The organism is Staphylococcus sp. OJ82, assembly GCF_000294465.1.
GTDB lineage: Bacteria > Bacillota > Bacilli > Staphylococcales > Staphylococcaceae > Staphylococcus > Staphylococcus equorum.
This window is the reverse complement of the sequence record NZ_ALPU01000010.1, coordinates 1-17,850: the sequence shown is the minus strand read 5'-3', so window position 1 is coordinate 17,850 and position 17,850 is coordinate 1. Positions and strand designations below refer to the sequence as shown.

Here is a 17,850-nt window from a genome sequence, read left to right as displayed (position 1 = left end):
TAATCAAATTCATTTTGATAGCGAAATCATTATTAGGAGGTGACACACATGCCAAACATCAAATCTGCAATTAAACGTGTTAATACAAACCGTACTGCTGAAGAGCGTAACATTTCACAAAAAAATGAAATGCGTACAGCAGTTAAAAGAGCACACACAGCAATTGAATCAAATGCTGACAACAAAGCTGACTTAGTAAACTTCGCTTTGAAAAAAGTAGATAAAGCTGCTCAACGCAACTTAATCCACTCAAACAAAGCTGATCGTATCAAATCTTCACTTATGACAGCTGCTAAATAATAAAAAAGTTCAAGCCATGGCTTGAACTTTTTATTTGCGTAAATAAATATACGAATAACAAAGAAGTCTGAGCCACTGTGGCTTCAGGCTTTTTTGTATTATTAAAGAATTTAAACTTGTATTAACTTTCAAATAATATTAGCTCAAACATTTAAAATTAAAGTGATAGAATAAATAATTCTAATATTAAATGTTTATCCATATAAGAAGATTTTAATTTATAGTCTGTCTCCGCACAATTATCAATAATATTCAATAAACCTTCTAATTGATAATGTCTTGCCTGATTTAATGCTAATTTCACTCTATAAGGGTGTACATTTATTGTTTTTGCAATTTGTTGTCCACTATAACCCTTTTGACTCAATATTTTACTTTGATAAAATAAACGATAATTACTCGTAATAAGTGCTAATAATTTAATAGGTTCTTCCTTCATTGCAATTAAATCTTTTACTAATCGTATTGCTTTGGCCTTATTATTTTTTTGGATGTATTCTGTCAGTAAAAACACATTCTGTTCAAGACTCCTGTTTACAATTTGTTGGACATCTTGTTTGTTTATCGTTGGTCTATCTCCTAGAAAAAGAATCAATTTTTCAATTTCTTGCTTTACTATATTGAAATTAATACCAGTTAATTCTATAAATAAATCTAAAGCATCTTGTTTTATATCTTTATAATTTCCATGCAATTCATTTTTAATCCAATTTTTAATTTCATCTTCAGACATTTGTTCAATTTTCTTTAATTGAGCATGCTTCTTCAGAGACTTCACTAATTTTTTTCGTTCATCAAGTTTAGAATGATAAACTTCGAAGACAATCATGCTCTCACCATCGTATTTTTCTATAAATTCCATGAGTTGATCTATATTATGATTTACATCTTTAGGCGCTTTTTCACCAGTAAATACATATGCATTTTGAACTAATACTGCCTTTTTATCTGAGAAAAATGGCATCGTTAAAGCTTCTTCTATAATTGGCGATAAATCACTTTCATATAGGTTATATTTAACAAAATTGAAATCATCTTTTGGAGTATCTAAATATTTTTCAATTACTTCTGTAGATTTCTTTTCAATTAATTCAGGCACTTCTCCGTATATTGTAATTATATTATTGCTCATATGTAGCACCCTTTCATCACTATTACACATTTAATCATTATATCATGCAGTGCTTTATCTCTCTACATAAAATCATTGTTTCAGATTAGCACTAAGTTCAAAATTAGGATTTAATGTAATAGAAATTTCTCCATTTTCACTTGTTTGTAGAACTTGAGAATTAATGCTTTTTAAGCGTTCTACTATTTCTTTGTTGGGTAATTTATATCTATTATTTTGACCAACAGAAATCAGACTTATTTTCGGCTGAAGTGTATCAATAAAAGATGCGCTAGAACTTGTTTTACTACCATGGTGTCCTACTTTTAAAATATCAATATTTTCAAGGTGATACTTATTTAACAATAATTGTTCGTTATTTTTTGAAGCATCACCCATAAGTAAAATCTTGAATTTATCATATTCAATTAATGTAATAATTGATTGTTCATTTAGATCATTCGATGTTGTAATTGTGGCATCTAATAATTTAATTTTCGCTTTGTTAAGTGAAAAACTTTGCATTGATTTAAAGTCCAATAATTTTATGTTAAAGCTTTTGCATATATTAACTAATGATTTTAGTTCTTTCAAATGGTAACTATTTTTATTAATTATTATATTTTTTACAGGGTATTTTTCAATCAAAAAATTAAGTTCTCCCATATGATCTATATGTGGGTGAGTAACAATTAAATAATCTATTTTTTTAATACCATGTTTTTTCAAAGTCGGTAGTATATGAAACTTTGAGATATTGTGTTGGCTTGACTCTCCTTCTTGCAATAACTTGCCACCCGTATCAATCAATAAACTCTCTTGTCTATTTGTCTCAAATAAAATAGCATCTCCCTGCCCAACATCAAGCATTGTCAATTTATAATCATTAGATAATGGCAATATCGTAACGACTATATACAATAAAACAAATGAACAAATAAATAGACTATAAAATCTATGTGCAAATAATATTAAACACGCAAATATGAGCACAAATCCTAAAGTGATATTTAAATCATTTAACTCTGGTATATACCATTTGTATGAACTTAAATTAATAAATATTTCCAAAAGAAAATCATGTAACTTTAAAATTAAATTAAGCAAATAAGTTAAAGCCATTATTTCAAATGGAAAGTGGCTTATAATAAAAAAGAAAATTACAAGTGGAAATAGTACAATGGTGTAAAAAGGAACAAAAATAAGATTTGCTAAAAAACCAAGCCATTGAATCTGGTTAAAATAAATAGCACTAATCATAAATGAGGCTAACTGAGCTATTATAGTAATAATTAGTAGCGATTTTATCGGTGAGGATTGAGCTATTAATGGCAATGTAAAAAGTATGAAGAATGTAATTAAAAAAGAAAATTGGAAGCCTATATTATAGGCATAAGCAGGAGAAATAATCGTTAAGATTATAAATAAAAGTGCGAGTACATTCATTGGATTTTTTATAATTGCTTTAGGAATTATAATGATTATTAAGGCTGCTAAAATTGATCTTACAGCACTAGGAGCTAAATCAGTATAAAGGGCATATATCGGGAGAAAAATAAATAATATCATCTTGATATAGGCTAACGGACACTTAAAAATATTTAATACGTATATTAAAATGCCTATGATCGCTGCAATATGAGTGCCACTTACTGCTAATAAATGATATATACCAATTTCTTTGAATTTATCTAATTCATTATTATTAATTTTTGAGGTATCTCCACTAATTAATGCAATAATTTTCTCTGGATGTTTGATTTTGGTGTGACTTAAGCGTTCGAAAATATATTGTTTATGCCTATCTAAAATAGCATGATTATTCGAATTGTTTACTTTGCAACTTTCGAAATCAATTGTATTAATAAAAAGTGAAACCGGGCTATATGAGTACTGATTTAATGGTTTTAATATTGCTTTCACGTTACATGTCTTTTGATATAGCTGTATGTATTTATTACTGTTAAAGTTGTTGTTAACATAAAAGTAATAGTTATATTTTTTATTATTAATTTTAGCTTTACCATGTAGCTTTTGATGTTCCAGAATAGGTTTAGTCACAAATTGTGCATCTACTTCGATATTTTGATTTAAGTAGGCTGCACGTGCTTTATTCTCACTTATTAAATTACTCTGAAACATCATATAACTAATGAATGGTATGATTAAAACAAATAAAATTTGAAACCACTTTAACCTTTTAAGTATCACTAAAAAAATTAAGATACCACATAAAAATATCGATAATAATTTAACATGTAGCCATAAAAGACCAACTAAATAAGCAATTGCATAGTAAATCAGTGCTTATTTATTGGTAAGGTATTGTGCTACATGCTCTTGATTAAATGCTATTTTTTTATAATCGATACCTGATTGGTCTAGTAACTTTAATGCATATGAATGGTTGTGATAGTCTTCAGCGTAATAAATTGTTTGAATACCAGCTTGGATGATTGATTTCGTACAATTTAGGCAAGGGAAATGTGTGACATATATCGTTGCTCCGTCTGTTGACACCCCTTGTTTTGCACATTGTAGTAATGCATTCATTTCAGCATGTATTGTACGTATACAATGACCATCCTCTAACAAACAATCCTCATCAATACAATGAACTTCGCCCGAAACTGAGCCATTGTAACCACCAGCAATGATTCTATTATCTTTAACAATTGTTGCGCCAACAGATAAACGTTGACAAGTGGAACGTAACGCCAATAAATGACTTTGAGCCATAAAGTATTCTTCCCATTTAATGCGATCCATGATGTTATACCTCCGTTAATAGTAATTATTTATTTTATGAGTAACTATAGGTTAATTTGTATTGAGTTATATTGCAATAAAAATCTATGTTGTAAAATATGAGCCTAATTTTTCAAGCGTCTTTGCTCCAATTCCTTTAACTTCTGTTAATTGTTCGATAGATTCAAAAGCACCATTTTGCTCTCTATATTCTAAAATAGATTTAGCTTTTGAAGGACCGATGCCAGGAACTGTTAATAGCTCTGGTTCTGAAGCAGTGTTAATATTTATTTTTTCCTGATTAGCGCTATTGTCAGTAACTTTTGTTGAATTTGAACTTACATTTTTATTTGTGGTATTAGTTTCATTGATTTGTTGATTTGAATTTATCGTTTCCTCTTTTTTTGGAATATAAATCAACTTTTGATCTACCAACTTTTCAGCTAAATTTATTTTTGACAAATCAGCATCCTCAGTAACGATTGCTCTATCTAAAAGTTGCTTAATTCTATCTGAAGATTTCATCATATAAATATCAGGATGCTTCACAGCACCTTTGATGTCCACAAAAATATCTTCTGTTTTAATCTTTTTAGCTTGTTCAGTACTATTTTTTGTATGCTTTGCATTGGTTTCTAGTTGTGTTTCTGTAGTTGTAGTAATATCATCATTCGAATTTACTATTTTATGATCATTTTCGTTTGTAAAAGTACTTTGTAGCAACCAAGCGATTAAAATGACCACGATAATTAAAATTGCTATAGCTACTGCTTTGTATTTACAAATGATTTCTTTTAGATTGTTCCACTGATCTAGCAATAAAAAATCACTCCTTTATACTATACACGTATAAAGGAGTGATTTTACTTTTATTTTTTGACAATGAAAAACAATCGATGTCCTTCATGACTATTATTCTTAATATCAAAATCGACAAACGTAGTAATTTGGCTAAACCCTACATTATTAAGCATTTCAATATAATCTGCTTCTGCGTAAGTGCGTTGATAATGAGATTCATCGAACCTTGCATATTGATTGTCGTCTTGTTTAATAAAGAATGACATATCATGCCAAACGCTCAGTGGTTCCTCACCTTGTACAGCTTCCCAAGCAAGAAAAACCTTTTCAGATTCATCGATATAACTTTGGTTATTAAATAATGTATTCATTTTAAAAGATGTATGAACATCAAACATAAACACACCTTCTGTTTCTAAATGGTTAAAAACATGACTAAATGTGGTGAAGACATTATCTTTTTCAGGTAAATAATTTAAAGAATCACAAAAAATCGTAATTACATCAAATTTCTGATTCAATTCAAATTCAGTCATATCACCTTCTATCCAATTCACTTTGTTAGATTTCTGAGTTGCTATTGAAAGCATATCAACACTTAAATCCATACCTGTGATTTGGTCAAAGTCTGTTAGCAATGATGTTAAGCTGCCTGTGCCACAACCTATATCTAATATAGACGTCCTATTTTCAGCAAAATGGTTTACAATTTCTAACCAGGATTCATAGGGTTGATCTAACGTTAGTTGATCATAGAACAAGCTCATTTCTTCATATTGCACCATAATTAATAAACAACCTGTCTATAACTCTCAAGAGGCGCATCACGATATAATTTCTCAATATTATAGTAATCACGTTCATCTTTATGGAATACGTGAACAACTACATTAGATAGATCAATAAGAATCCATCTGGCATCATTAAAGCCTTCCATTCGTTTTACTTCGATTTCAGCTTCGCTTGCTGCATCTTTTACCGAACGAGCTATAGCTTGAACTTGTTTTTCGTTATTACCATGACAAACTACAAAATAATCAGTCATGTCACTAATGCCTTTCATTTTTAAAGAAATAATATCTTCTGCTTTTTTATTCTCTGTTGCTTCGACAGCAATGTTTAATAATTGATCTGAATTCATTTAATCATCCTTTACTCTTTCGTCACTGTAATTGTAATAATTCAAGCATGCAATCGTGGCATCATAAACATTAATATCTTTATTAATTAAATATAGAACTGTTCGCTTAGAAATTTCATAAATGGTTTTATCTAAGCTACCTTGATTGTATGCTAAATCTCTAATTTCTTCAACGCCTGGGGTCTGACGACCTGGCTCTATATAATCAGCTATGAATATCAATTTCTCAGTTTTTGTCATTTGAGCGCGTCCAGTTGTATGATTTTTAATCGCTAATAAGACTTCTTCATCAGTGACATCAAACTGTTGATTCATTATTATAGCTGCTACTGGGCCATGTAATATTTCAGAGCCATAACTCAGTAAATTACTATCTAATTCATTCTGTGTAACGATTTGATACATTGACCCTAAATCATCATATTTACAGTAATCATGTAATATACCTGCAAGTTCAGCCTTGTCTTTGTCGCCATCATAGATTTCTGCTAATTTCACAGCTGTTTCAGCAACTCTCAATGAATGGTTAAACCTTTTCTCGGGTAATTTATCTTTAACTAAACTAACTGCTTGATCAATTTTCATATAAACCTTCCTCTCGGATATATTGTTCTACACTAGGAGGAACTAAAACTTGAATATTTTCGTCGTTTTTAATTCTATCTCTGATTAATGTTGAACTAATATCAATACGCGGTATATTTATCGCTAACATACCAGGCTCTACTTCTTGAGCTGATTTATCTCTATTAACAATTACAAAAGTAATTAATGATTTTAACTCATCAATTTTATACCACTTTTCAAGTTGATTGTATTGGTCAGTACCTATAACAAAGTATAGCTTAGATTGAGGATGCTGCTTTAAAATATGCTCTACTGTATCATAAGTGTAGCTTTGCCCTTTTCGTTCAATTTCATCAAGACAAATTGTTCCAAATCCAAGTTCATTAATCGCACACTGAATCATATCTATTCTATACTGCACGTCTAAAAAATCATTATGCTCTTTTAATGGAGACATATAGCTCGGTATAAAATAGAACTTTTCCGGTTTTATTACGTTATTCACTTCACTTGCAACAACCATGTGAGCTGTATGAATCGGGTTAAACTGCCCACCATATAATACAATTGACTTAGTCATTATGGTAATTGTATTTGTTTGTTATCTTGAGATTCTTTGTACAATACAATCATAGACCCGATTACTTGTACGACATCACTTCTCGTCGCATCACTTAAGCTTTGTGCTAAATCATTTTTATCTTCATAATTATTTTGTAAAACATGTACTTTAATTAACTCTCTATTTTCTAAAATATCGTTAATTTGACTAACCATGTTATCATTTATACCTGATTTCCCAATTTGGAAAGTTGGGTCTACGTTATTTGCTTTACTTCTTAAAAATCTTTTTTGTTTACCTGTTAGCATAATATGCTCCTTTTATAAATGTTTTAGTACTGCTTCTTTCATTACTTGAATGTCTGGTGTTTGTTCGGTCCAAATCTCAAAACTTTCTGCGCCTTGGTAAACAAACATGTCCAATCCATTGTGTATAGGATTGCCTTTTTCTTCTGCTATTTCTAAAATTGGCGTTTTAAAAGGAATATAAACAATATCACTCACTAATGTATGTGAAGCTAATTGGTCGAGACTTATGGCTACATCTTTGTTTTGATTCATACCTGCAGGTGTAGTATTAATAATAATATCAAATTCAGCTAATGATTTTTCTGCGTCTGATAAACTAATCTTATTGATATCTAAATCCCAGTTATCAAAGCGACTCATAGTTCTATTAGCAACGGTTAATTTAGGTCGAACGTGTTTATTCAGTTCGTTTACAATACCTTTACTGGCACCGCCTGCACCTAAAATGAGTATATACGCATTTTGTAAATCCGGATAAGCCTGTTTAAGTCCTGTAACATAGCCTATGCCATCTGTATTGTAGCCTATCCATTTTCCGCCTTCAATTTTCACTGTATTAACTGCACCAACTGTTTTAGATTGGTCATCAATTTCATCTAAATAAGGTAAAATACGTTCTTTATGAGGTATTGTAACATTAAATCCAGAGAGCCCTTTGTCTTCTATGATTTCTTTAATAAGATGAAAATGTGCTTCAGGAATATTAATCGCTTCATATGTTGAATCATCATTTAAAGTCTCAAAGTTCGCATTATGCATAACTGGTGACAAAGAATGATCAATAGGATTGCCTATTACTGCATATTTCATACTAAACACACCTTACATTATTGAATTTCTTAATACAACATCTACATTTTTAGGTACTCGAACTATAACTTTGGCACCTTCATCAATCGTGATAAAACCTAATCCAGAAATCATCACATCTCGCTTCTCTTTACCTGTTTCTAATCTTACTGCTTTAACATTTTGTAAATCAAAATTATCAGGATTATGAGGTGGTGACAATAATGCACCTAACTGATTTTTCCACAATTCATTAGCATTTTCAGTTTTAGTTCTATGAATATTGAGTTCGTTTGAAAAATGACATACTAATGAACGTCTGCCACCACTAACATAGTCAATACGCGCTATCCCACCAAAGAATAAAGTTTGACCTTCATTCAATTGATATACACGTTGCTTAACTTCTTTTTTAGGCATAATCGTTTTAAGTTCATCGTCCGTTACCACATGTGTCATTTGATGTTCTTGAATCACGCCTGGAGTATCAAACATAAATGATGTATCATCTAACGGTATGTCAATCATGTCTAGCGTTGTTCCTGGGAATCTAGATGTAGTAACAACATCTTTTTCACCAACACTGCGTTCAATTAATTTATTTATAAGCGTAGATTTACCAACATTTGTAGTTCCTACAATATAAACATTGTCGTTATTACGTAATGTGTTAATAGATGCTAATAAATCATCTATTCCTTCATTTTTTTCTGCAGATATCAATACAACATCTTCAGTTTCTAAACCATATTTTCTTGCTGTTTTCTTCAACCATTCTTTAACTCGACGTTTATTAATCTGTTTAGGCAACAAATCTAACTTATTGGCTACTAAAATGATTTTTTTATTACCTACAATACGTTTGATTGCATTAATGAAAGATCCTTCAAAATCAAAGACATCTACAACATTTACTACAATTCCTTTTTCATCTGCTAAACCATTCAATAAATTTAAAAAGTCTTCACTATCTAAACCAACATCTTGAACTTCATTGTAATTTTTTAGTCTAAAGCATCTCTTACATATGACATCTTCACGATGTAAATTATGTTCTGGCACATAGCCTGCCGCATCTGGATCTTCAGATTGAAGTGGCGCACCGCATCCGATACATTTTAAAATTTCAGTCAATCAATTTTCCTCCCATTTGATATAGCCTTTTTTTCTAAAGTGTTGTAATAATCTTCGCTCTATCATTCGGTTGAATTTCGTAATAAAACCATCCGTTTGTTTCACGGGTACCACCATAATTGTGAAGAGGCCACGTCTATTACCTCCAAATACATCTGTAAGCATTTGGTCACCAATCACAACAATTTCAGCAGGTTTTAAGTGCATTAATTGTGCGGCTTGATTAAAAGCACGACCTCTTGGTTTTTTTGCTTTGAAAATATAATCAACATTCAATGATTTTGAAAAACTACCAACACGTTTTTCATTATTATTAGAAACAATCGTAATTGTGATACCTAATGCATTTGCTTTCTCAAACCATTGTTTTACTGCTGCAGTCGGGTCTGCTTCGTCCCATCCTACAAGTGTATTATCTAAATCTGTAATAATTCCTTTCACGCCAGATGCTGCTAGTTTATCAATATCTATTTGAAAAACGGACTGCACATATTCATTTGGCATAAAATAGCTTTTTATTATACCCATTATTTATTTTCACCTTTTTATATAGTTTTAATTAAACGCTCAACAATTTCACTAGAAGATATTGCTGCTTTTTCTAAAAATACATCGAACGTAATACCAGCATCGCCGTCAGCTAAATCTGAAATTGCACGCGTAATTATGAATGGCAAATTAAATTGATAGCAGGTTTGTGCAATTGCAGTAGCTTCCATTTCTGCAGCCATTGCTTGTGGGAAGTTCGTTTTAATCGTCGTACGTTGTTCAGTTGTACCAATAAAGCTATCTCCACTCACAATTAACCCAGTTTTAGCTACAAGTTGTTGTTCATTTATTGCATCTGTTGCCTTTTTAATTAAATGCTCATCAGCAATAAATTGTACTGGCATTTGCGGTATTTGTCCTAACTGATAACCAAACGCTCTTGCATCTGCATCATGATAAGCAACCATATCACTGACAACAACATCACCAACATTTAATGTTTTGTCTAAAGCTCCTGCAGAGCCTGTATTAATAATTACATCAGGTTTAAATTTCTCAATTAATAATGTCGTAGAAATTGCAACATTCACTTTACCAATACCACTTTGTGTAAGTACTATCTCTTTATCATGTAGACGACCTTTATAGAATATTACATGCGCAATTTTTATTTCTTCTAATGTTTCAAGTTTATCTTTTAAGATTGCTACTTCTTCTTCCATAGCACCTATAATACCTATCATTATAATTCACCTCATATTAAAATCCTAGCCTTAGTTATTCTACCACATTTATGTTCAGAGCTCGATCATTGTTCAACTTTTTATATTAAATTCTATATGTTATTTTCCATATTTTTAAGTTAGTAATATTAATTTTTTTATACATTTGAATTCTTTATTTTTTTCCATATAAAAACTCTGAACAATACATTAGCAGTATGTATCGTTCAGAGTATTAAAATATTGATATATTAACTACCAAATAAACCTGATAAGCTTTGTAGAGAGAATAATGCTGCAGCAATTGTAACTATTACTGCCAATATACCAAAGAGTAACATCCACGTAGGATGATGATAATCTCCGACAATTGATTTTCGTTTACTAGCTATTAAAATCGTACCTAACGTAATTGGTAGAATAAAACCGTTAAGTGCGCCAGCAACAATTAATAAAGTGACTGGTTGACCTATGAATAAAAATACTACTGAAGAAACAACAATAAAACTAATTACGATTATATTGGTTTTATTGTATATCGATTTATGTAGTGTTTTTAAAAATGTCGCACTCGTATAAGCAGAACCAATTACAGATGACATTGCAGCTGCGAATAATACGACACCAAAGATACTACGTCCAACTGGTCCAAGTACATGTTCAAAGACTGAAGCTGGTGGGTTTTCTGAACTTAAAGTAACACCTGTAACAACTACACCCAGTACCGCTAAGAATAATAAAGCTCTTAAAACGCCGGTAGTCAATATGCCAGAGATGGCGGCTTTGTTAATAAATGGTAAATATTCTTTGCCTTTAATTCCAGAGTCTAAAATTCTATGCGCCCCTGCAAAAGTAATATAACCACCAACTGTACCACCTACCAAAGTAATAATCGGTAATACAAGCGCCAATGGTTGTTCTGGCATAACTAAATGTTTAGCCGCTTCTGCATATGGCGGATTGGCCTTGAACATTACGAATGCTATGACTACAATCATGAGCATACCTAAACACATTGTGACAAAGTCCATAATCTTTTGACCACTTTTACTAATAAAGATACCGATCGCTAGAACTGCTGTAATCGCAGCACCAATCTTCACATCTAAACCGAAAATAGCATTTAAACCAAGCCCAGCGCCTGCTATATTACCGATATTGAAAGCTAATCCTCCAATGGCTATCAGTATTGAAATAATTGTACCTAGCCCATTGAATATCTCATTTGCTACTTCTTGACCACGTTTACCGGTAACTACTAATACTCTCCAAATATTTATTTGCGCTCCAATGTCTATAATAATAGATAATAGAATAGCAAATGCGAAACTTGAGGTAAATTGTGCAGTAAATACTGCGGTTTGAGTTAAAAATGCTGGTCCTATAGCAGATGTTGCCATTAAAAATACCGAACCTAATAATAACCGGCACTGAACCCTTAAAATGGGAACTTAATAAAAACACTATTTTCTAGGATGCTAATTTCCTGAACTCTATAGGAGATAAGTAGCCTAGTTTTTGTTGAATTCTTACTTTATTATAGTTTTCAATGTAATTTTCGACAATATCTATTACAATGTTATTAGAGCTCTTGAGCTCTTTATTTAAGTAGAATGTTTCACACTTTAGCGAGGAATGGAAACATTCAATTGGGGCATTATCAGCTGGCGTTCCCTTACGGGACATGCTTCTGGTAATGCTTTTTTCTTCGCATAATTTATAATATTCATACGATGTGTAAACACTTCCTTGATCGCTATGAAGTATACAACTATCTGGAATTTCTAATTGGTTCAAAGTCTCGTTCACTAAATTTTGATTCTGGTGATTATCTATAGTATAAGCAACTATTTCCCCGTTATAGACATCCATAATTGACGATAGATACAACATTGTATTACCGAAAGGTAAATAAGTAATATCTGTTACAAGTACTTCTAATGGACGATTTGCATTAAAATTCCTCTGTAACAAATTGCCTGTTTTATAGAATGGATTACCTGGTTTTTTAGATTTTTTAGGTTTAACCCTACAATTCAATTCGTTTTCTTGCATAAGCCTTTGCACTTTCTTGTGATTAATTTTTTCCTTACTAAATTTATTTAATTCAGCAGTCACTTTTCTATAACCATAGGTATATTTGTGCTTATGACAAATCGATTTAATTGCTTCTAATTCCGAATTTGTTTCATGTTTTTTACATTTCCAGCGATAATAGGTAGATTTGGGTATGTTAAATACCTCTAATATCATTTTAACTGTATATTTTGATTCTAATGCTTCAACCACTTGTATTATTATTTTGGGCGACACTCCCTTTCCAATTCCTTGTACTTTTTTAAAATTTCTAATTCTGCGTTTTTTCTTTTATTCTCCAATTTTAATTGTTCAATTTCTGAAAGTTCTTCTAATCCCTTTCCGTAGGAATATTGTTTTCCAACTTGTTGATGAAATCTATAATGTTCACCATTTTGGTACCATTTCCACCAAGTTTTCACTTGTGATCTATTTCTAATGTTTAATGTATTCATAATTTCTTTTGCACTATATCCCTCAATTTTCATTTCAATAGCTTTATTTTTGGTTTCTAGTGAATAAGTAACTCTTTTCATAGAAAAACACCTCCGTATAAATTCATTTTAGTATGAATTCAACGAAAGTGTTTTTATTTTATTCCCACAATTGGGGGTCAGTTCATAACCTTTTATGGGTTTTTGTGAACTCAAAATCTTTTTCTTTAGAACTTAATCTTTCTCTAATTTGTGTTACAAACTCGAGAGCATGTGCACCATCTCCATGCACACAAATTGTATCAGCTTCTATGCTGATGGTCTTTTGGCTTTTTGCGACAACGGTTTGCGATTTCACCATGTTAACTACTTGCTCAATTGCTTCATTTGTATCCGTAATTAGTGCATCGTGTTCTTTCCTACTTACAAGTTGGCCATCGTCTTCGTAACGTCTATCTGCAAAGACTTCTGAAGCTGTTGTTAAACCAACTAATTTAGCTTCAGAAATTAATGACGTGTTAGATAATCCCACATATATTAGGGTCTTGTCAATATCAAATACTGCTTGTGCGATTGCACGAGCTATATCTTTATTTCTAGCTCCCATTTGATAAAGGGCACCATGCGGTTTTACGTGATTAATCTTCACGTTATGAATTTTGCAAAATCCACTTAATGCGCCAATTTGATAAACAACAATATCATAAATTTCATTTGGTGATAAATCCATATTTCTACGTCCAAATCCTTGTAAATCTGGCAATCCTGGATGAGCACCGATTCCTACACCATGTGCTTTGGCTAATTTAATTGTTTCATTCATTACATGTTGGTCACCAGCGTGAAAACCACAAGCGATATTTGCTGAAGTAATTAGTGGGATAATTTGTTCATCCCCTCCAAATGAGTAATTACCGAATGCTTCACCGAGATCACAATTTAAGTCTACTTGCATTAAGATACCCCCTTGATAATTTGATGTCTATCTAAAAATTTTATATCTACTTCTTTTGCATCTCCATCTGCATACAATGGATATGATAATACTGCGTATAAAAAGTCAGCAGTTGTTGTAAAACCGTCTATCACCATTTCATCTAAAGTGACTTTTAATTTATTGATTGCACGTTGTCTGTCGGGTGCTTTTACAATCACTTTTGCTACTAAAGAATCATAGTAAGGAGACACAGTATAACCTTGATAAAGTAAACTATCTACACGTACGTTAAATCCTTGTGGTAAGTGTAATGCTTCTACTTTGCCTGGTGAAGGTTGGAATTGTCGTTCTGGGTTCTCTGCATTAATTCGTGCTTCGATTACATGTCCATCAAAAACTATATCTTCCTGTGTAAAAGGCAATTCACCATTTATCATCAAGTATAGTTGAGCTTGTAGTAAATCCCTATTCGCTCTCATTTCAGTCACCGTATGTTCTACTTGAATACGCGCATTCATTTCAATGAAATAATATGCTTCGTCTGTTACTAAAAATTCGATTGTGCCTGCACTTCTATAGTTAGAAGCATTTGCGACTTTGACAGCATCAGTACACATTGCATTTCTAGTCTCATCTGTTATTGCTGCACATGGTGATTCTTCAATTAATTTTTGGTTTTTTCTTTGTACAGAACAATCTCTTTCCCCTAAATGTATGTAATTATCCTTACCATCACCAATGACTTGAACTTCTACATGTTTCGCTACGGGAATGAACGATTCAACATAAATACGATCATCACCAAAATACTTTTCTCCCTCACTCTTGGCTTCTTTAAAAGCTTTAGCTAATTCACCAACTGTTTTAACGATTCTAATACCTTTACCACCGCCACCGCTAGCAGCTTTTAAAACTAGAGGGAAACCAATATCTTTTGATATTTTCTTCACTTCTTCAATTGACTCCACAGCATTCGTAGAACCAGGAATAATTGGCACGCCCGCATCATCAACTGTTTGACGAGCGGTGATTTTATCACCCATCATTTCCATCGTCAATTGTGTTGGGCCAATGAAATCAATATTATTTTCTTCTACTTTTTGTGCAAAAGAAGTACTCTCTGATAAAAAACCATACCCTGGATGTATTGCAGTAGCGCCACTGATTTTGGCGGCGCTAATAATTCGATCTTGATTCAAATAACTCTCTAGTGGATTTGCTTCACCTATACAAATAGCTTGATCAGCTAAACTCACATGTAAACTCGTTTCATCCCCTAATGCATATATAGCTACTGTTTCAACATCCATCTCTCTACATGCTCGGATAATTCTAACAGCTATCTCTCCTCTGTTTGCTATTAAACAACGATACACAGCAAACGCCCCTTTCTTTCACTTATTTTATTTTAATAATCGTCTGATCATATTCGACATTCTCACCATGTGCTACTACGATTTCCTCCACTACACCATCTATGTCACTTTTCACTTCATTCATTACTTTCATCGCTTCAATAAAACCAATCGTATCACCTTTATTTATTTCATCACCAACACGAATGATTGGCTCAGTAAGCTCTTTTTCATCTTGTTGGAAAAACGTACCTACCATTGGTGATTTAACTTCTTTAAAGTTGTCAGCCTCCTTTGTTTGGCCGTCCGCTACACTTTGATTTTGATTGAATGCTTGGTTGGCTAAAGTTTGTGAATTATGATCGGAAGTAAATGAATGTAATTTATTATCATTAAAATCTATAGATATTTCACTTTTACTATCTTTGTATTCAAATTTTTTAACTTCGTTTTCTTTTACTAATTTTATTAATTGCTCGATTTTTTCAAGATTCATTTTAATTCCCCTTTTAATAATTTTTTGATACGTGAAGCCGTTGGTCTGAATTGCGCCGTATTATAAATAGGTGTATCGATTGTATTTTCTAATACTTTCTTGAAATCTAATTCTTGTTGTTTTAATTTATTTGTTGCTTCTTCAATCGTTGTCCATTCAAAATGTAGCACGTCCCCCGGTTGTTTCTGTGCTAAAATATGTAAATCTGAAGCACATACAGTAGCAATTTTTGTATAACCACCAACTGTTTGTTTATCATTCAATAGAATAATTGGATTGCCATCGTTCGGAACTTGAATGCTACCTAAAGCTACTGGTTCAGAAATGATATCCGCAGAATCTATTGGTGAAATTATCTCACCTTGTAATCGATATCCCATGCGGTCTGATTTTTCTGAAATTTTAAAATCAACTGTTGTTAATTTATCTTGCGCATCTTGAGTGAATCGATTTATTTGTGGTCCTTCGATTATTTGAATTGTATCTTTATTAAATGATTCAGTATTTAATTCTAAACTGTATCCTATTTGGGAAAGGTATGTATCGTCTTGTTTACACAAAATTACATCGTATCCTTTTAAGGCACGTCCTTTATATCCTCCGATATGACTACGTGTATGCGTTGCATAACTACCAGCTACAATTGGGACATCTATCGGTTTACCAAACAAAATATAACCTCTTGCACCATTAACTACAGCACCTAGTTCCAATACATCCCCTTTTTTCACTGAAGTTACTGTTTGAACATCAATCACTTCATCATTTATCTTGGCATTAAATTGCGCACCAGTGATAACAAAAGAATTATCTTCTAAAAATTGAAGTGTTGGTCCAATAATTGTGCATTCAATTGCAGGTCCATTATTTCCAATAAGTGTTTGACATAATCTATATGCATATTGATCTAACACGCCTGCATTTGAAAAGCCTTGATTTTGAAAACCAATTCTACCTTGATCTTGTATTGTGCTAAATAGTCCAGGATTTAAAATTTTTATAGACATATTAAATTTTCACCCACTTTTCTATATCAAAATCGTCATATTGTTGTTCATCTAATATACGATGGTATGTTTCTTCTTCAATAGCATAAAATTTTATATAGTCTCCTGCGCCATATAAACACATAGGTTCTCTATGAATATCAAACACTCTAATAGGCGTACGTCCTATAATTTGCCAACCACCAGGCGATTGTTTTGGATAGAGACCTGTTTGATTATTAGCAATACCTACAGAACCTGCATGAATGCTTGTCCTCGGTTCTTGACGTCTTGGCGTATGTAATTGCGTATCTAATCCTCCTAAAAAAGGAAAGCCAGGCATAAAACCTAGCATATAAATTAAATAAGTATTTTCAGTATGTATTCGTATAACCTCTTTAGTAGTTAAATTATTATGCGATGCTACCTCTTGAATATCTTGACCATAACTTCCACCATATAACACTGGTATATTAATTGTTTGTGTTGGTGTAGCTGTATCATTAAATTTTGTTATGTCCATTTGATTTAAATTAAGCGCTTTAATTATATAGGTTAAATCACTTTTAGTGATATCAATGGTTAACATAATTGCGCGATACGAAGAGACTACTTCAATAATCGCTGGATTGTTTTGTGCTTTAATATATTGTTCAACGCGTTGTACCTTTTGAAACGTATCAGGATCAATACGCTCTTCAAAATATATCATAATCGTTTGTTCATTAATTAATTTATAATTCAAAGATTATGCCCCCTTTATTACATTTACAATATAGTTTATCTTCAAATAAACTATATTGTGCACATGCTATTGATAGTATATCATTTATTTTAAAATTGTGTTTAATACAAAAAGTTATTACTAATAATAAGTAAACGTTTATTAAACAA

At 31.7% G+C, this 17,850-nt stretch carries 21 protein-coding genes; 1 reads left to right on the top strand and 20 read right to left on the bottom strand.

Annotated features, from left to right (window positions below):
• Positions 1 to 48: 48 nt before the first annotated feature.
• Positions 49 to 300 (top strand): 30S ribosomal protein S20, encoded by a 252-nt coding sequence (gene rpsT / locus SOJ_RS07500; protein ID WP_002507464.1) that lies wholly within the window; start codon positions 49 to 51, stop codon positions 298 to 300.
• Between the two features lie 157 nt (positions 301 to 457).
• Here rpsT and holA read toward each other — a convergent pair whose 3' ends face one another.
• From holA to pxpB, 20 genes are all read right to left on the bottom strand, one after another.
• On the bottom strand, positions 458 to 1,432 hold the full coding sequence (gene holA, locus SOJ_RS07495; RefSeq protein ID WP_002507463.1) for a DNA polymerase III subunit delta: 975 nt from the start codon (positions 1,430 to 1,432) through the stop codon (positions 458 to 460).
• Positions 1,433 to 1,504: 72 nt separating this feature from the next.
• Positions 1,505 to 3,553, bottom strand: coding sequence for a DNA internalization-related competence protein ComEC/Rec2 (locus SOJ_RS07490; protein ID WP_230456627.1), 2,049 nt, complete (start codon positions 3,551 to 3,553; stop codon positions 1,505 to 1,507).
• 165 nt (positions 3,554 to 3,718) lie between these two features.
• Entirely contained in the window at positions 3,719 to 4,180 is a 462-nt protein-coding gene (locus SOJ_RS07485; RefSeq protein ID WP_002507461.1) for a ComE operon protein 2, read from the bottom strand.
• 84 nt (positions 4,181 to 4,264) lie between these two features.
• Positions 4,265 to 4,978, bottom strand: coding sequence for a helix-hairpin-helix domain-containing protein (locus tag SOJ_RS07480; RefSeq protein ID WP_002507460.1), 714 nt, complete (start codon positions 4,976 to 4,978; stop codon positions 4,265 to 4,267).
• Between the two features lie 50 nt (positions 4,979 to 5,028).
• A complete protein-coding gene (locus SOJ_RS07475) occupies positions 5,029 to 5,745 on the bottom strand; it encodes a class I SAM-dependent DNA methyltransferase (protein ID WP_002507459.1) in 717 nt (238 codons plus the stop codon).
• A gap of 2 nt (positions 5,746 to 5,747) precedes the next feature.
• Positions 5,748 to 6,101 carry a ribosome silencing factor gene (gene rsfS / locus SOJ_RS07470; protein WP_002507458.1) on the bottom strand — a complete coding sequence of 118 codons (354 nt, stop codon included), beginning with the start codon at positions 6,099 to 6,101 and terminating at the stop codon, positions 5,748 to 5,750.
• Complete coding sequence (gene yqeK, locus SOJ_RS07465) at positions 6,102 to 6,686, bottom strand: bis(5'-nucleosyl)-tetraphosphatase (symmetrical) YqeK (protein WP_002507457.1); 585 nt, start codon at positions 6,684 to 6,686, stop codon at positions 6,102 to 6,104. It lies immediately after the preceding gene.
• A complete protein-coding gene (locus SOJ_RS07460) occupies positions 6,676 to 7,248 on the bottom strand; it encodes a nicotinate-nucleotide adenylyltransferase (RefSeq protein WP_002507456.1) in 573 nt (190 codons plus the stop codon). Before SOJ_RS07460 ends, yqeK begins: the two co-directional genes overlap by 11 nt.
• Positions 7,248 to 7,538, bottom strand: coding sequence for a ribosome assembly RNA-binding protein YhbY (yhbY, locus tag SOJ_RS07455; RefSeq protein ID WP_002507455.1), 291 nt, complete (start codon positions 7,536 to 7,538; stop codon positions 7,248 to 7,250). The genes SOJ_RS07460 and yhbY overlap by 1 nt, the downstream gene beginning before the upstream one ends.
• 12 nt (positions 7,539 to 7,550) lie before the next feature.
• Positions 7,551 to 8,348, bottom strand: coding sequence for a shikimate dehydrogenase (gene aroE / locus SOJ_RS07450; protein WP_002507454.1), 798 nt, complete (start codon positions 8,346 to 8,348; stop codon positions 7,551 to 7,553).
• Between the two features lie 12 nt (positions 8,349 to 8,360).
• Positions 8,361 to 9,461: a ribosome biogenesis GTPase YqeH gene (gene yqeH, locus SOJ_RS07445; protein ID WP_002507453.1), complete on the bottom strand. Its 1,101-nt coding sequence runs from the start codon at positions 9,459 to 9,461 to the stop codon at positions 8,361 to 8,363.
• Positions 9,462 to 9,989 carry a YqeG family HAD IIIA-type phosphatase gene (locus SOJ_RS07440; protein ID WP_002507452.1) on the bottom strand — a complete coding sequence of 176 codons (528 nt, stop codon included), beginning with the start codon at positions 9,987 to 9,989 and terminating at the stop codon, positions 9,462 to 9,464.
• 17 nt (positions 9,990 to 10,006) lie between these two features.
• The gene (gene mtnN, locus SOJ_RS07435) at positions 10,007 to 10,693 is read right to left on the bottom strand and encodes a 5'-methylthioadenosine/S-adenosylhomocysteine nucleosidase (protein ID WP_002507451.1); all 687 of its coding nucleotides are present in this window, start codon (positions 10,691 to 10,693) and stop codon (positions 10,007 to 10,009) included.
• Between the two features lie 230 nt (positions 10,694 to 10,923).
• Positions 10,924 to 12,117 carry an NRAMP family divalent metal transporter gene (locus SOJ_RS07430; RefSeq protein ID WP_162129932.1) on the bottom strand — a complete coding sequence of 398 codons (1,194 nt, stop codon included), beginning with the start codon at positions 12,115 to 12,117 and terminating at the stop codon, positions 10,924 to 10,926.
• Positions 12,118 to 12,142: 25 nt separating this feature from the next.
• A protein-coding gene (locus SOJ_RS07425) for an IS3 family transposase (RefSeq protein WP_156789159.1) occupies positions 12,143 to 13,284 on the bottom strand; the annotation gives its coding sequence in 2 pieces (ribosomal slippage) (positions 12,143 to 13,014 and positions 13,014 to 13,284; 1,143 coding nt in all).
• 82 nt (positions 13,285 to 13,366) lie between these two features.
• Positions 13,367 to 14,137 carry a 5-oxoprolinase subunit PxpA gene (pxpA, locus tag SOJ_RS07415; protein WP_002507449.1) on the bottom strand — a complete coding sequence of 257 codons (771 nt, stop codon included), beginning with the start codon at positions 14,135 to 14,137 and terminating at the stop codon, positions 13,367 to 13,369.
• Complete coding sequence (locus SOJ_RS07410; protein WP_037539514.1) at positions 14,137 to 15,495, bottom strand: acetyl-CoA carboxylase biotin carboxylase subunit; 1,359 nt, start codon at positions 15,493 to 15,495, stop codon at positions 14,137 to 14,139. Before SOJ_RS07410 ends, pxpA begins: the two co-directional genes overlap by 1 nt.
• Before the next feature lie 22 nt (positions 15,496 to 15,517).
• The gene (locus tag SOJ_RS07405) at positions 15,518 to 15,970 is read right to left on the bottom strand and encodes an acetyl-CoA carboxylase biotin carboxyl carrier protein (RefSeq protein ID WP_002507447.1); all 453 of its coding nucleotides are present in this window, start codon (positions 15,968 to 15,970) and stop codon (positions 15,518 to 15,520) included.
• Positions 15,967 to 16,977 (bottom strand): biotin-dependent carboxyltransferase family protein, encoded by a 1,011-nt coding sequence (locus SOJ_RS07400; RefSeq protein ID WP_002507446.1) that lies wholly within the window; start codon positions 16,975 to 16,977, stop codon positions 15,967 to 15,969. Before SOJ_RS07400 ends, SOJ_RS07405 begins: the two co-directional genes overlap by 4 nt.
• Position 16,978: 1 nt before the next feature.
• A complete protein-coding gene (gene pxpB / locus SOJ_RS07395) occupies positions 16,979 to 17,701 on the bottom strand; it encodes a 5-oxoprolinase subunit PxpB (protein ID WP_002507445.1) in 723 nt (240 codons plus the stop codon).
• Between the last annotated feature and the right edge of the window lie 149 nt (positions 17,702 to 17,850).

Bases quoted from the DNA above. Each gene is read 5' to 3' on its own strand.
- rsfS (WP_002507458.1), bottom strand. From the start codon at position 6,101: ATGAATTCAGATCAATTATTAAACATTGCTGTCGAAGCAACAGAGAAT.
- SOJ_RS07400 (WP_002507446.1), bottom strand. From the start codon at position 16,977: ATGTCTATAAAAATTTTAAATCCTGGACTATTTAGCACAATACAAGAT.
- SOJ_RS07440 (WP_002507452.1), bottom strand. From the start codon at position 9,989: ATGGGTATAATAAAAAGCTATTTTATGCCAAATGAATATGTGCAGTCC.
- SOJ_RS07405 (WP_002507447.1), bottom strand. From the start codon at position 15,970: ATGAATCTTGAAAAAATCGAGCAATTAATAAAATTAGTAAAAGAAAAC.
- rpsT (WP_002507464.1), top strand. From the start codon at position 49: ATGCCAAACATCAAATCTGCAATTAAACGTGTTAATACAAACCGTACT.
- SOJ_RS07460 (WP_002507456.1), bottom strand. From the start codon at position 7,248: ATGACTAAGTCAATTGTATTATATGGTGGGCAGTTTAACCCGATTCAT.
- yqeK (WP_002507457.1), bottom strand. From the start codon at position 6,686: ATGAAAATTGATCAAGCAGTTAGTTTAGTTAAAGATAAATTACCCGAG.
- SOJ_RS07490 (WP_230456627.1), bottom strand. From the start codon at position 3,553: ATGTTTCAGAGTAATTTAATAAGTGAGAATAAAGCACGTGCAGCCTAC.
- aroE (WP_002507454.1), bottom strand. From the start codon at position 8,348: ATGAAATATGCAGTAATAGGCAATCCTATTGATCATTCTTTGTCACCA.
- yhbY (WP_002507455.1), bottom strand. From the start codon at position 7,538: ATGCTAACAGGTAAACAAAAAAGATTTTTAAGAAGTAAAGCAAATAAC.
- pxpA (WP_002507449.1), bottom strand. From the start codon at position 14,137: ATGCAAGTAGACTTAAATTGTGATCTCGGTGAAGCATTCGGTAATTAC.
- mtnN (WP_002507451.1), bottom strand. From the start codon at position 10,693: ATGATAGGTATTATAGGTGCTATGGAAGAAGAAGTAGCAATCTTAAAA.
- SOJ_RS07485 (WP_002507461.1), bottom strand. From the start codon at position 4,180: ATGGATCGCATTAAATGGGAAGAATACTTTATGGCTCAAAGTCATTTA.
- SOJ_RS07475 (WP_002507459.1), bottom strand. From the start codon at position 5,745: ATGGTGCAATATGAAGAAATGAGCTTGTTCTATGATCAACTAACGTTA.
- holA (WP_002507463.1), bottom strand. From the start codon at position 1,432: ATGAGCAATAATATAATTACAATATACGGAGAAGTGCCTGAATTAATT.